The 14,134-nt window shown below is 71.6% G+C and carries 12 protein-coding genes; 7 read left to right on the top strand and 5 right to left on the bottom strand.

The genetic code is table 11. From position 1 onward, the window contains the following. The first annotated feature begins 2 nt into the window (after positions 1–2). Positions 3–269: an exodeoxyribonuclease VII small subunit gene (locus FYX01_RS23870; protein ID WP_150245365.1), complete on the top strand. Its 267-nt coding sequence runs from the start codon at positions 3–5 to the stop codon at positions 267–269. A 39-nt stretch (positions 270–308) separates the two neighbouring features. Here FYX01_RS23870 and FYX01_RS23865 read toward each other — a convergent pair whose 3' ends face one another. Both FYX01_RS23865 and rmuC read right to left on the bottom strand, forming a co-directional pair. Further along, on the bottom strand, positions 309–845 hold the full coding sequence (locus FYX01_RS23865) for a DUF6542 domain-containing protein (RefSeq protein ID WP_150245362.1): 537 nt from the start codon (positions 843–845) through the stop codon (positions 309–311). Positions 846–1,072: 227 nt separating this feature from the next. After that, a complete protein-coding gene (rmuC, locus tag FYX01_RS23860) occupies positions 1,073–2,440 on the bottom strand; it encodes a DNA recombination protein RmuC (protein WP_150245359.1) in 1,368 nt (455 codons plus the stop codon). A 291-nt stretch (positions 2,441–2,731) separates the two neighbouring features. Here rmuC and FYX01_RS23855 point away from each other — a divergent pair, with 291 nt between their 5' ends. Then, on the top strand, positions 2,732–3,430 hold the full coding sequence (locus tag FYX01_RS23855) for an alpha/beta fold hydrolase (RefSeq protein WP_150245356.1): 699 nt from the start codon (positions 2,732–2,734) through the stop codon (positions 3,428–3,430). A 19-nt stretch (positions 3,431–3,449) separates the two neighbouring features. Here the strand turns inward: FYX01_RS23855 and FYX01_RS23850 are convergent, their stop codons facing one another. Continuing rightward, a complete protein-coding gene (locus FYX01_RS23850; RefSeq protein ID WP_150245353.1) occupies positions 3,450–4,424 on the bottom strand; it encodes an FkbM family methyltransferase in 975 nt (324 codons plus the stop codon). Between the two features lie 278 nt (positions 4,425–4,702). Here FYX01_RS23850 and ychF point away from each other — a divergent pair, with 278 nt between their 5' ends. After that, the gene (gene ychF, locus FYX01_RS23845; protein ID WP_150245350.1) at positions 4,703–5,788 is read left to right on the top strand and encodes a redox-regulated ATPase YchF; all 1,086 of its coding nucleotides are present in this window, start codon (positions 4,703–4,705) and stop codon (positions 5,786–5,788) included. A 111-nt stretch (positions 5,789–5,899) separates the two neighbouring features. Here the strand turns inward: ychF and FYX01_RS23840 are convergent, their stop codons facing one another. Then, positions 5,900–6,475, bottom strand: a complete 576-nt coding sequence (locus tag FYX01_RS23840) for a 1-acyl-sn-glycerol-3-phosphate acyltransferase (RefSeq protein WP_150245347.1) — start codon at positions 6,473–6,475, stop codon at positions 5,900–5,902. A gap of 392 nt (positions 6,476–6,867) precedes the next feature. Between FYX01_RS23840 and FYX01_RS23835 the strand changes: the two genes are divergently transcribed. From FYX01_RS23835 to FYX01_RS27115, 3 genes are all read left to right on the top strand, one after another. Further along, complete coding sequence (locus FYX01_RS23835; RefSeq protein ID WP_150245344.1) at positions 6,868–7,818, top strand: conjugal transfer protein; 951 nt, start codon at positions 6,868–6,870, stop codon at positions 7,816–7,818. 72 nt (positions 7,819–7,890) lie between these two features. Next, positions 7,891–8,208, top strand: a complete 318-nt coding sequence (locus tag FYX01_RS23830; protein ID WP_150245341.1) for a hypothetical protein — start codon at positions 7,891–7,893, stop codon at positions 8,206–8,208. An 18-nt stretch (positions 8,209–8,226) separates the two neighbouring features. Then, positions 8,227–11,952, top strand: a complete 3,726-nt coding sequence (locus FYX01_RS27115) for a TcpE family conjugal transfer membrane protein (RefSeq protein WP_150245338.1) — start codon at positions 8,227–8,229, stop codon at positions 11,950–11,952. A 117-nt stretch (positions 11,953–12,069) separates the two neighbouring features. Here the strand turns inward: FYX01_RS27115 and thpD are convergent, their stop codons facing one another. Continuing rightward, positions 12,070–12,978 carry an ectoine hydroxylase gene (thpD, locus tag FYX01_RS23820; RefSeq protein ID WP_190394462.1) on the bottom strand — a complete coding sequence of 303 codons (909 nt, stop codon included), beginning with the start codon at positions 12,976–12,978 and terminating at the stop codon, positions 12,070–12,072. Positions 12,979–13,485: 507 nt separating this feature from the next. Here thpD and FYX01_RS23815 point away from each other — a divergent pair. Next, a complete protein-coding gene (locus tag FYX01_RS23815; RefSeq protein WP_150245335.1) occupies positions 13,486–14,133 on the top strand; it encodes an HNH endonuclease family protein in 648 nt (215 codons plus the stop codon). Position 14,134: the final 1 nt, after the last annotated feature.

Here is a 14,134-nt window from a genome sequence, read left to right as displayed (position 1 = left end):
AGATGGCCGACAAGGGAGCCAAGACCCAGGACAAGGGCGCCGCCGAGCCGGAGCTGAGCTACGAGGAGAGCCGGGAGGAGCTGAACACCGTCGTGCGCCAGCTGGAGTCCGGCGGGCTCAGCCTGAAGGAGTCGCTGGCCCTGTGGGAGCGCGGCGAGGAGCTGGCCCGCGTGTGCGAGCAGTGGCTGGAGGGGGCCCGCGCCAAACTGGCCGCCGCGATGGACGAGCGCCGGGACGACTCCCCGGAGGACGGGGACACGCCCTTCTGATCCCCTGCCGGCCCCTGGCCGGTGGCCGGACGGTCCGTGCTACCTGCGGCCGTTCAACTCGTCCCCCAGATCGCGGATGTTGCCGGGCAGGCCCCGGAACACGCCGATCACCAGTACCAGCGCCGTACCCAGGAACAGCCAGGGCGCGACCTCGGCCAGGCGCGAGGCCAGACCCAGGAGCAGCGTCCGCATGAACCCCTCGCTGCCCAGGGCGAGCAGGCTCTCGGCGGCGACCACGGCCGCGAAGAAGGCGATGGGCGGGCTCACCGACAGCGACAGCAGGTCGCCCGGCCGGACCAGCACCGCGCCGAACAGGCAGGCGAGGGTGAAGGCGACGCCCGGGGCGGCGGGGGTCCCCGCCCAGTGCGCGACCATGGTCCCGGCGAAACTGAACACGACGATGGCCAGGACACCGCCGCGCCCGGTCAGGCGGGCCGTACGCCGTGGGCCCGCCTTCGGCCTCGGGACCGCGCGGCCCCGGCTCCCTGCGCGCGGTACGTTCCGGCCTCGGCCGTTGGGCCGCACGAAGTACGGTGCCTGCCCGGGATCCGGACCGTGCGCCTTTCGCGGGGGCATGGCTGTTCTCGCCTCCCAGATGTGCTACTCAATGTACTCAGTGTGTCACTTGCAGTGAATATACGATGTCTTTCCCGGGGATCGTGTCGATCTCTCGGGTACCTGCCCCAGCCGTCACGAACACGCGTTCCTCCCCTTGGACACCGGGAGGGCCCGTGGAGGTTCCGTGTTTCACGGCCGGGCACCCGGGTCGCCTTCGCGGGCGGACCCGCACGGCTCCCGGCCGCTCAGGGGCCGTGGACGCTCTCGCCCCGCTCCTCGCGGGACGGGCCCGCGTGGCCGTTGCCCACGCGCCGGACCCCGCCCCAGCCGGGGACCTCCCCGTCCGCGCGGGGCGTCCCCCCGCCGGGGTCCGCCCCGCGGTCCGCGTCCGGTTCCCGGGCGCCCGGACCGGACAGCTCGGGAGCGGCCGTCGTGCGCGGCCGCTCCTCCACCCCCGAGAGCCGGTCCAGCTCCCCGTCCACCAGACCCAGTTCACCGAACCGGCGCGCGGTCACCAGCACCCGGCTCTCCAGCGATCCCACGGTCTGGTTGTAGGCGCTCACCGTGCGGGTCAGCGCCCGGCCCAGCCCCTCCACGTGTCCACCCAGCGTGCCCAGCCGCTCGTGGAGCTGCTTGCCCAGGTCGAACACCGCACGCGCGTTCTCGCTCAGCGCCTCCTGCTGCCAGGCGTACTGCGCCGTCCGCAGCAGCGAGATCAGCGTCGTCGGCGTCGCGATGTGCACCCGCCGCGCCATCGCGTGCTCCAGCAGCTCCGGGTCGTACTCCAGGGCCGGGGCCAGGAAGGCCTCCCCGGGGATGAACAGCACCACGAACTCCGGAGCCGGGGTGAACGACGTCCAGTACGACTTCGCCGCCAGCTGGTCCACGTGGGTGCGCAGGTGCCGGGCGTGGACGCGCAGGTGCCGGGCGGCCTCGTCCTGGCCCGCCTCCACGGCGTCCAGGTAGGCGGCCAGAGGGACCTTGGAGTCCACGATGATGTTCTTGCCGCCCGCCAGCCGAACGACCATGTCCGGCCGTCGGGCCCCGTCCCGCGTCGCGGCCTGCTCCTCGAAGTCGCAGTGCGGGCCCATCCCCGCGAGCTCCGCCACCCGGCGCAGCTGCAGCTCGCCCCACCGGCCGCGCGCCTCGGGCCGTCGCAGCGCCGTCACCAGCGACTGCGTCTGCTCACGCAGCCGCTCCGAGCCCTCCCGCACGTACTCGACCTGCTTGGCCAGTTCCGCGTGCGCGGCGGCCCGCCCGGCGTCCACCTCCCGCAGTTGGCGCTCCACCCGGTTCAGGGTCTCGGTCAGCGGTTCGACCATGCGCTCCACCGCGCGTCGCCGTTCGTCCAGGTCGCCCCCGGCCTCCGCGTTGACCGCGCGCATCCGTCCCTCGGCCAGTTCCAGGAAGCGCTGGTTGCTCTGGTCCAGGGCCTGCGCGGACAGGGCGCGGAACCGGTCGGCGAGCTGCTCCTCCACGTAGGAGGCCCGCTCCTGGGCGGCACGCGCGTCGGCCCGGGTCTCGGCGTTCCGGGCGCGGGCCAGGACCCAGCCCAGGGCGGCGCCGACCGCCAGGCCGATCAGGAGCACGAGTACGAGTACGAGGCCGTTCATGGCGGTCCATGGTGTCAGTTCGCGTCGGGGCGGGGCTCCCCGCCACGCAGGGCACGGGTGCGCAGACCCAGCAAGTCCGACATGTCCACCACCCCGGTGCCGCACTGTGCCGGGGCGTCTAGCAGGGGGTGACGACGGGCTCGGGGAGATCGGGGATACGCGGCCACTTCCGGTCACCCACTTCCCTCGCGCGAAAGTTTTCGAGACCCTGGAGGTTCTGTTCCCGCGGCGGCCGGTCCCTCACCGGCCCACTTCCCGGCAGCTCCTCACTTCCCCAGGAGGCCTTCTCCCATGAAGCTGGAGACCTACACCAGCGGTACCGGTGACCGAACCGTCCTCCTCGTCCACGGATCCATGTCCAGCCACGAGACCTGGCACGCCGTCGAGGCCGAGCTCGTCCGACGCGGCCGCCGGGTGGTCAGCGTCGATATGCGGGGCCACGGAGCCAGCCCGCGCGGGGACTACTCCGTGGCGGCCCTCGGGGATGACCTGGCGGACTCCCTTCCGACCGGCGCCGACGTCGCCGTCGGCCACTCCATGGGCGGTGTGGCGCTCTCCCTGGCCGTGGAGCGGCTGCGTCCGTCCCGCGCGGTCTACGTCGACCCGGCCTTCCGCCAGCCCCCCGTGCGGGCCGACGCCGGTGAGCGCATGCGCCGACTCTTCGCCGTCGCCGACGCCGACCATGTCCGCGAGCGCAACCCCAAGTGGAGCGACGCCGACGTCGAGAGCGAGGTCAGGGGCTTCGCGGACTTCGACCCGGAGTTCTTCGACTTCGTCGCGGCCGAGGTCGCCGGGAACGACTTCCTCCCGGACGAGCCGGTGGTCCCCTCCCTGGTCCTGCGCGGTGGGAACAGCGTCACCGTCACCCCGCAGGACGCTCGCGAACTGGAGGGACGCGGCTTCACGGTCCGGGCCGTGGAGAACGCCGGGCACTGTGTCCACCGCGACGACCTGCCCGGTTTCCTCGCCGCTCTGGAGGAATGGCTCTAGGAGCCGTTCTCCAACGGTGTCAGGAGCCCCCGTGGGCACCGGGGACGCAGGCATTCAGGGCCCTGCGCCAGTCGCGGACCGAGGGCCAGAACCCCTCGGGCACGGGCCCCGGGGCGAACAGCCACATCCGCTCCCAGGCGGGGGAGGCGCGCCCCGAGATCTCCGAGCGCGGCTCGTAGGGCGGTGGTCCGCCCACCGGGTACCAGGTGTACTCCAGCGGGTCGAGCAGCGCCATGAGCCGCTCCTCCACACCCCGGTCGGGGCGGACCTTCACCAGCATCCACGGACGGTACCTCCGCAGGACCTCCAGGCCTCCGGCGACCACGTCCGGCTCCGTGCCGACGGTGTCGATCTTGAGCACCGTGGGGAAGGCCGCCGCGGTCTCGTTCCACCGCGACAGGGTGGTCACCCGCACGGTGGTGTGCGACAGGTCGGTGCGGGCCGAGCGCACCAGCGTGTTGCACATGTCGTTGTGCCGGGCACGGCGCAGGTGGGCGGTGCCGGTGTGGTTGCTCAGCGCCAGCTCCACCACGGTGAAGCCCAGGTCCGCGGAGGAGGACACCACACGGGCCGCCGAGGCGATCTCCGGAGTCGGCTCGAACGCGAACACCGGACGGCGCGTGCGTGCGGCGGCCAGCATCGAGTACACCCCCACACCCGAGCCCACGTCGAAGACCGCACCGGGCCGGGTGTGTTCGAGCATCGCCATGAAGCAGGCCAGACTGTCGGGCTCGTGCCTGGCCAGCCCGAACGCGGCCAGCCGCCGGGGCACGGTGAGGTCGCCGGGCAGCCGCAGGGTGAGGCCGTCCGGGCCGATCCGGCGGGTGTCCGACTCCAGCCGGGGAAGGGAGAGGGCCACCCGGCGGCTCCACGGCGGGACCTGCTCGGGGTCCAGCCCGCCCAGCCGTCTGGGCAGGCGGACACGGAGCTTCCGGGTCGCGAAGTGGACGAGCGGATAGCGGCGCATGAGCGCCCTCAGTTGGTCGGTGACCACAGTTGTCTCCCCCCAGGAACGAGGCCGCCACGGGAGCGACCGGCCGCTCTCCCGTGCCAGAGGTCGTGTTCCGGTCCGTGGACGGGGCCGGGGCGCGTGACGAGTGGCCCGTGCGCACCGGGCGAGCACCGTCCCCGGATCCCTGGCAGCGTCCGTCGAACCTACTGGGAGTAGTGGTACCTGCGCACAGTGTTTCGGCGATTGGCCCTGTTTTCCGTCCGGGTCTGCCCGCCAGGGACGGATCGTCCCACCTGTGGGGCCGCATAGACTCTGGTCTTGTGAGTCTGTCTATCGGGATCGTCGGCCTGCCCAACGTCGGCAAGTCCACCCTTTTCAACGCGCTGACCAAGAACGACGCTCTGTCCGCGAACTACCCGTTCGCGACCATCGAGCCCAACGTCGGAGTCGTGGGCGTGCCTGACGCACGGCTCGGGAAGCTGGCCGAGATCTTCGGCTCGGCGAAGATCCTCCCGGCGACAGTGGACTTCGTCGACATCGCGGGCATCGTGCGCGGCGCCTCCACCGGTGAGGGCCTGGGCAACAAGTTCCTCGCCAACATCCGCGAGAGCGACGCCATCTGCCAGGTGATCCGGGCCTTCGACGACCCCGACGTCACGCACGTCGACGGCGACGTCGAGCCCTCCCGCGACATCGAGACGATCAACACCGAGCTGATCCTCGCCGACCTCCAGACCCTGGAGAAGGCGATCCCGCGCCTGGAGAAGGACGCCAAGCGCAACGCCAAGGACAAGGACGCCCAGGAACTGCTCCAGGCCGCCCGCGACGCCGAGGAGGTCCTCAACCAGGGCACCTCGCTGTCCGTGGCCAAGGGTGTGGACGTGGGCCGCCTGCGCGAGCTGAGCCTGCTCACGGTCAAGCCGTTCATCTACGTGTTCAACCTCGACACCGACGAGCTCGCCGACGAGGCCCTGCGCACCAAGCTCCAGGAGCTCGTCGCCCCGGCCGAGGCGATCTTCGTGGACGCCAAGATCGAGGCCGAGCTGGTCGAGCTGGACGAGGACGAGGCGCAGGAGCTGCTGGAGTCCATGGGCCAGACCGAGTCGGGCCTGGTGCAGCTGGCCCGGGTCGGCTTCGCCACCCTCGGCCTGCAGACCTACCTGACCGCCGGGCCCAAGGAGGCCCGAGCCTGGACGATCAGGAAGGGCGCCACCGCCCCCGAGGCGGCCGGTGTCATCCACACCGACTTCCAGCGCGGCTTCATCAAGGCCGAGGTGGTCTCCTTCGACGACCTGGTCGAGGCGGGTGACATGCAGGCCGCCCGCGCCGCGGGCAAGGTCCGCATGGAGGGCAAGGACTACGTGATGGCCGACGGCGACGTGGTGGAGTTCCGCTTCAACGTCTGACCCGGCCACGGGCCGAGGAGGGGCCGCGGGACGCGCCGAGCGCGACCCGCGGCCCCTTCGCGTGTCCCGGGCCTGGTGTTCCTCAGATCGATCGTCGGGCCCGGACGCGGGTCAGCCGGCGCCGCCCTCCTCGCGCAAGCGCGGTTCGACGCGACGCTCCGGGCTGTGCCCCGCCTTGTCGGCGTAGAAGGAGCGGATGCGGTCCATGTCCTTCGCGACGTCGCCGGTCAGCTCGAAGGTCGGGCCAAGCCCGGTGGTCCTCGTGGTGCGGTCGACGAAACCGAGCGTCACCGGCATCCCCGTCTCGCGGGCGACGCGGTAGAAGCCGGACTTCCAGTGCGTGTGCGCCCTGCGGGTGCCGTCGGGGGTGATGACCAGGCCGAAGGTCTCGCCGGACCGCACGCGCCGGACGACGTCGTCGACGACCCGGCCGGGATTCGCGCGATCGACGGGGATCCCACCGAGCGCGCGCATGACCGGGCCGCGCCAGCCCGTGAACAGGCTCTGCTTCCCCAGCCAGTGCAGCTCCAGGCGGAGGCGCCAGGAGATGGCGAGCATCAACACGAAATCCCAGTTGGAGGTGTGCGGAGCACCGATCAGCACGGTGGGGCGGTCGGGCTTGGGCCCGGTGTCCAGCTTCCACCGGCTGAGGAACCAGAACACCCGGGCTGCGAGGTATCGGAGCATGACGTCAATCTAGGACATGTCCCCGGGCGCGCACGGTGGACCCGCGCTGGGGACCGGATCGGCCCGATCGGTCGATCGGTGACGCCCGGGCAGCGGTTCCCTGCCCCCCGGGGGACACATCTTGCTCTCCGCAGGGAAACTAACCCCTTTCCGGTCCGACCAGAATTGCGCCGAAGTGCACAACCCCAGGGTGAGTTAGCTGGACTATTGCCGTATTGTGCACCTTTTGAGAAGTTCAACCAGTGCACGCAATGTGCGGTTGAGGGGGAAACGCGGAGTCACCAAGGACGCTCCCAACCCGCACAATGCCTCACTATAGGGATGGGGTAGACAAGGCATGGCGGATACGCCGCCCGAAGCGGGCGGTACGGAACTGTGTGCAGGAGGCGGGGATGGCGAGTGCGTCACGGCGCGGCACCGCCGCGCGTGACCGGGAGGACGGCGGCGGGGAGTTCGACGCCCCCCGCGCCCGGAAGCTGCGGGCGGGAGCCGGCGGACGCTGGTGGGTCGGCGTGGGACGCGCCGTCCTGTGGGCGTTCATCATCGTCGTCGTCTTCAACGGCATCTGGTTCCCCCTGCGCGGCGGCCTCGCCCTGCCCGACACGGCGGAGGAGCCCGGGAGCGGCGACACCGTCACCTACCCGGAGACCGCCGCCGCGGGCTTCGGCCTCCGGTTCGCCGAGACCTACCTCAACACCGCCGACCCCGAGGAGCGCCTGTCCGACCTGGCGGCGTTCGTCCCCGAGGGGGAGGCCGCCGACCTCGACGTCCCGGCCGACAGCCTCACCGGCGAGAACCTCGCGGTCGCCGCGGTGGACGTGGCGGACGACCACAACGCCCTCGTCGTCGTGCGTGCCGACGTCAACGGTGAGCCCATGCGCCTGGACGTGCCCGTCTACGCCGACGGTGACGCCCTGGTGGTCTCCGGCAGCCCCGCCCTGCTGGCCGCGCCCGCCCAGGCCTCCCTGCCCGAGGGCTCCTCCTTCGAGACCGATCCGCGCGCGCAGGAGCAGCTCGAGGAGGTGCTGCCCGGCTTCTTCGAGGCCTACGCGGGGGAGTCGGCGCACCTGGAGCGCTACCTGGAACCGGGGGCCGCGATCGCCCCACTTCCGGAGAACAGTCTGGAATTCGCTGAACTGTCCGATATTACGGTGCCATCCCAAGCCTCGAACGGGAATGATGACATACGACAGGCGGCGGTCACCGTCCAGTGGAACCTCCCGGCCTCCGACGGGGACGAAGCCGGACAGCTGACGCAGAACTACCTGGTCACCGTCGTGGACTCCGGCAGTGAGTGGCACGTGCGTGACATCCAGGGCGCCCCACGCTCGTTCGGCGAGTGACGGGGTCCGTAGGCAAGGAGAAGAGAAGGACCATGCGCACACCAGCAACGACACCGGGGGGTGGCTCCTGACATGCTCCCCCTGATGTCCTCCACACCGGACGTGTTCCACGCCGCCGGAGGTGCCGACCTGCTCTTCCTCGCGGCGGAGGCCACCCAGGACGCCCCCGACACCGGCGGCCTCGCCGACTTCCTGCGCGGGTTCTTCGGGCCCCTCTTCCTCGTCATCGTGTCCATCGTGGCGGTGTTCTTCCTGTTCACGAGGGAGATCACGCGGTTCGCGCAGTTCATCATCCTGGCGATCTTCATCGGGATCGTCTTCTACGTCCCCGGCATCATCGAGGTCATCGCGGTGGCGATCGCCCGAGCGATGGGCGTATCGACGGAATAGGCGAGGGAGGCCGGGAACGTGGATCTGCCCACGTACACCAACATCTGGCGTATCGAGAAGCGGCTCTACAAGCTCTACGATTTCCGGCTGCCCATGCCGCTCCCGGTGGGCACCTTCGGGGTGGCGCTGGGCGTGTTCGCGCTCTGGGTGGTCCTGCTCAGCGTCCTCAACGCACCGTTCGTGTTCGGCAACGGCTGGCACCTGGTCCTGTGGGTGGTCCCGCCCGGAGTGATCACGGTGCTGGCCACACGGCCGGTGGTCGAGGGCAAGCGCCTCACCGAACTGCTCATCTCGCAGGCGCGCTTCCTCACCGAGGCGCGGGTGTACAACCGCCTGGCGCCCGAGTACGAGCCCGCCGAGGTCCGGGTGGCGGTGCGCGTGTGGCACCGCCACCCCGAGGCCGGTCCACTGCCCCTGACGGGGCGACGCCGCCGTGCCGAGCGCGAGGCGGCCGTACCCGAGGTCGGCGGGGCCCCGGCCAAGGGCGCCGCCGCCCGCTCCGAGGCGCCCCCGCTGCGGGGGGTGGCCGCCCCCGCCGACCACGATCCGGTGGTCGAGGACGAGCCGGTGTACACACCGGTCGGGCCCGGGAGGGCCCCGGCCGAGGCGCCCGCGAGGTCGAAGAGCGCGAAGGATACGAAGAGCCGGGAACGAACGGCGGGAACACCCGCCAGGTCGGGCGCCGCGCCCCTCAGGCCGGACACGCCCGAGCGGAGGGCCCCGGCCGGGGCGGAGCGGGTCCCCGTGGCCGTCGCCGCGCGCCCGGATCCCGAGGAGCGGCGGGGTCCGTCGTCGCGCCTTCCCGAGGAGGCGCCCGGCACACCCGAGGCCTTCGGCGGCGGCACCGGTACCGGCGACGGAGGCCGGCCGCCCCGGCGCGGGATCGGCCGCCGCGTACTCGACTACTTCGGCCTCGGCCTCGGACCGGAGGCGTACGGGACTCCGGAGGAGGTCCGCGGTCCCGAGCCGGACGGGCGTGACCGGCCCGGCGGCCCCGACGACGACTTCGCCGGGGAGGCGGTCTACGAGACCGAGGGCGAGGAGCAGCGCGACAGTGACGCGTGGTTCGCGCGCCTGCGCGCCTCCTCCGGCCAGACCCCCGTCGGCCTGACCTCCAAGAGCGCCTACAGCGTCGGCGACACCGCCGCCATGAGCCGTGACGAGATGGCCGACGCGGTGGCCGAACGGCAGCGCTCCCGCGAGCGGTCCCGTGAGCGCGTCCGCGCCGAGGAGGTGGCGCACGCTCCCGTCTCCGACACCGACGAGGAGACGCCCGCCGCCCGGCGCCTGCGCGGGCGGACGCAGGGCATCCAGGTCACCAGGGACCTGGAGGAGCGCCGTTCGGAGGGGACGCGCGAGCGCGGCCCGAAGGAGCGGCGGGCCGTCCGCGCCCGCGGACAGGGGCTCCCGGACACCGGTGACGCTCCGGAGGAGCCCCGGCGCAGGGAGGACCGTCCCCACGCCGCACCCTGGGAGCTGGGGGAGAGGGAGGAGAAGGCCGACCCCGCGGGCTACGCCGACATGTCGGACTACGCGGCCCGTTACGCGGCGGCCACCGGCCGTTCCGCGACCGACGCCGGTGCCGCGGGTGCCGCGGGTGCCGTGCCCTGGCTTCCCCCCTCCGAACGGGAGGGCACCGCGCCCGAGGACGCGGACGCGCCCCGCACGGGGGAGGACGCGGCCGGTGCCGCCGCCGAGGAGGCCGCCGGGCCCCCACCATCCCCCAAGCCCGCCCTGCAGTTGGACCACGGCACCGGCGAGCAGGAGGCCATGTCCGCGCAGCCGCGCGAGGAGCCCGAGGACCGTGGCCCGGAGTGGAACGAGCACATGTCCGTGCTCGACCAGCACCTCAGCACCGCGGACACCCCGGCGCCGCCGCGCCCCAAGTTCGCCGACGCCGCTCCCGCGCGGGAGCGCGGAGGTGAGGTCAAGGACCCCTCGGAGTGGTTCGAGGACGGCAGGAAGCGCCATCCGGACCAGCCCAAGGTCGGCGATCGCGGCAACCCGGTCATCCCCGCCAACGAGCTGCGCGAGGAGGACGCCGCCCCATCCGGGTCCGAGGACGCCCCCGACGCGGGGGAGCCGACCACCGGGGCGCCGGTGGAGGCCTCCGCGCGTACCGAGGAGTCCAAACCGCCCACCCAGCTCGACCACGGGACCGGTGAACTCGTCAGCTTCGTGGAGGTCCGGGACGACTCCGGGCGCGGCGACGCCAACGTCCGTGCGGACGCTGACACCGAACAGGACCGTCGCCGTACCGCCGCCGACCTTGAGAAGGACGAGGCAGCCGCCCTGGCGCGGCGCCGTGAGGCCGCCCGGTCCGCCTCCTCCGGTGAGTCCCGTGGCGAAGATCCCTCCCCGGACCGGGGCACCGCGGCCTCCGATCCCGGGGACCCGCGTCCCGCGTCCCGCGGCGGAGGCGGCGCCGTCCGCGATCCCCGGGCCAATCCCAGCATGGCCGAGGCCCTGGCCGCCGAACGGTCCTTCACCCGGGCCACCTACGGCGAACCGCGGACGGAGGACCGGGACCCGTCCGAGAGCACCGCCCCGGAACGGCCCGCGCACTCCGAAGGCGCGGACCAGGACACGCACGAGGCCGGCGGTCCCCACGACGGCGTCTTCCACCGGGTCGCGCAGAACGCCCGCAGGATCGGCCACCTCTTCGGCCAGCCCGCGCCCGGCGAGGAGCCCGGACCTTCCGGGTCCGGGTCACCCGGGCCCGATCCGGCCGGGTCCGGGCGCGAGCACGAGTCCGGTTCCGAGCCCAGGCCCGCGCTGGAGCTCGACCACGGGACCGGCGAGCAGGAGCGCCTGGGGGACACGCCCAACGGCGTCCCCTCGCAGGCTTCCGGACCGGCCGAGGCCCGGCCGGAGGAGCCCGCCGGCGACTCCGGCGGCACCCGCGGCTGGCGGCGCCTGGCCAAGGTCGTCACCGGCGGCGCGGCACCCGTCCGCTCCGACCTGCCCGCCAGCGACATCGAGCGCCTGCGCACCCCCCTGGACGGCCCGCGCAGCCTGGTCGTGCTGGGCTGCACCGGCGGTGCCGGGCAGACCGTCACCACGCTGATGGTCGGCCACACCCTGGCCGCGCACCGCGACGACCACGTCGTCGCGGTCGACGTCAACCCCGGGCCCAACGGGCTCTCCCGCCGGATCGGCGCCCAGACCCCCGAGACCCTCACCGCCCTGCTCGCCAACGCCGGGACCGTCCAGGACTACTCCCAGATGGGCGGCTACACCAGCCGGACCGGGACCGGCCTGGAGGTCGTGCAGACCCTGGACGACCCCTACGTGCAGACCCTGGACGACCGCGACTACGGTCACCTGGCGTCCCTGCTCGGCGGCTTCTACGGCATCACCCTGTTGGACCCGGCGGCCACGGGCGTGGCGCGCGCCCTGCCGGTCGCCGACGGGCTGGTGCTGGTGGCCCCGGCCAACGCCGACGCCGAGCGCGCGGTCTCCATGACCTTCGACTGGCTGGACGGCAACGGCTACGGTGCCCTGCGGGCCAGGTCCGTGCTCGTGGTCAACGGGGTCAGCAAGCGCAGCCTCCAGGCCGTGGACGCCGCCGAGCGGGTGGCGCGCGGCCGTTGCCGTGCCATCGTCCGCATCCCGTGGGACGACCACCTGGGCTCGTCCTACACCAGGATCGACGTCGGTGCCCTGCGCCCGGCGACCAAGCGCGCCCACGGCGCCCTGGGCGGGGTCCTGGTCAACTCCCTGACCTCCCTCACCCAGCAGTAGCCGGCGCAGCGGTGGCCGGCAGCCGGTGGCGGACGTCGGTGGACGGTCCAGGCACAGCGGAGCCCCCGTGCGGGGCGGGCTCGGGGCCCGCCCCACACGGGGGCTCAGGGTGTCGGATCAGCGACCCGCAGGGGTGAAGTCACGCGCGGAGAGGAACTCCGGACGCGGGCTGGGGGCGCTGAACGGCTTCTCGCAGGCGTTCTCGACGCTGTTGAACACGATGAAGACGTTCGACCGCGGGTACGGCGTGATGTTGCCGCCCGAGCCGTGCATGCAGTTGGAGTCGAACACGGTCACCCCGCCCGCCGGGCCGGTGAGCACGTCGATGCCGTGCTGGTCGGACAGGTAGGTCAGGGACTGCTGGTCGGGCGTGCCCACGTGCTGGCTCTTCAGCGAGGACCGGTAGTGGTCCTCCGGGGTCTCGCCCACGCACGAGACGAACGTCTTGTGCGAGCCCGGCATGATCATCAGGGCGCCGTTGTGCGTGTAGTTTTCGGTCAGCGCGACGGAGAAGCTGACCGCCCGCATCCTCGGCATGCCGTCCTCGGCGTGCCAGGTCTCGAAGTCCGAGTGCCAGTAGAACGAGCCGCCGCCGAAACCCGGTTTGTAGTTGACGCGGCTCTGGTGCACGTACACGTCCGAACCGAGGATCTGGCGGGCGCGCTCGACCAGGCGTGGATCGTTCACCAGGTCGGAGAAGACCTTGCTGATCTTGTGCACCTCGAACACCGAGCGCACCTCGTCGGAGGTGGGCTCGACGATCACGCGCTCGTCCTTGCGCAGCTGGGAGTCGGAGCTGAGCCGCTTCAGCTCGGCGCGGTAGGCCTTGACCTCGTCGGCGGTGACGATGGACTCGACCTGCGTGTAGCCGCGGTCGTCGTAGCCCTTGATCTCGTCGGAGGTGAAGGGGCCGTCACCAGCGCCCCAGACGGCGGGGTTCTTGCGGTACAGCAGAGCGGGTTCGCCGCTCTTGCGGGTCGGGTACTCGTCCGCGGTCGTTGTCGGAAGATCCATCTGCAGAGTCATGATCGATCCCCTTCCGGGGTTCATCCTCTCTGAGGTCGACGGTTTTTCCTACGACACGCAAACTTAACAAAGGCTAGGCATCCCTCATTCACCGCTCCGGAAAAGCTTTGTTTAGCAAAGTTCTTTCTGGGTATGACAGTTATACTATATGGGAGGATATATTATTTTCGGTGTGGGCTTTTTCGTGCCTCGTCCTCTCCTTTCTGGCTGCATCCGACCGCTTACCTGCATTTCCTCACCCCGGGTGACTATGGGCGGATTGGTTCGTGCATCGTCGCAGGTCGTCCGGTTGCGACTGTCGCCATTGCGGAATGCCATTACAGAGCGCACCTTTCCTGTGCACTAAATCACACGGACATGGTTCAGAGGGTGGTTCATAATCTTCGTGTGCCCGGGGCGTCATCCCGGCTTTGCGGGGAGTTCTCCCCGGAGGGATGGCGCGAAAGGCCGGGGCGTCGCACAGTAGTGGGGTCTTTGTTTCCTCCGCCCGCTCGATGAGGAGAAAGCATGTCCCCCTTCCCCCGCGCGCTCTCGGTCGTCGCGGCGGTCGTCCTCGCCGTCGTTCTCGGCTGGACCTCCCCGGCCTCCGCCCACCACGTCCTGCCCCCGGGTATCCCCGGCACCTCCGCCGCCCAGAGCCAGCTCAACTCCCTCACGGTCCGGGCCAAGGGGCCCCAGACCGGTTACGACCGAAGCCTCTTCCCGCACTGGAACGTCGTCGACAGCCCCTGCACCGCCCGCCAGCACGTGCTGGTCCGCGACGGCCACAGCGTGGTGACCGACGGCAACTGCCAGCCGACCTCCGGCCGCTGGTACAGCGCCTTCGACAACGTGTGGTGGGGCGGCGACGTCTCCCAGATCAGCGTCGACCACATGGTCCCGCTCAGCGAGGCGTGGAAGACCGGTGCCGCCGACTGGACGACCAACCGCCGCCGCGCCTTCGCCAACGACGTCGACTCACCCCAGCTGTGGGCGGTCACCGTCAGCAGCAACAGCTCCAAGGGCGACAAGGACCCGTCCCAGTGGATGCCGACGAACAGGTCCATCCACTGCGACTACGTCAAGTCCTGGGTCAACGTGAAGCACAGGTACGGGCTCACCGTCACCCCGTCGGAGAAGTCCTCCATCCGGAGCACCATCAACACCGACTGCTAGG

The organism is Nocardiopsis quinghaiensis, from assembly GCF_008638365.1.
In the GTDB taxonomy this organism is placed as follows: Bacteria; Actinomycetota; Actinomycetes; order Streptosporangiales; family Streptosporangiaceae; genus Nocardiopsis; species Nocardiopsis quinghaiensis.
This window is presented reverse-complemented; position numbering and strand designations above follow the sequence as displayed.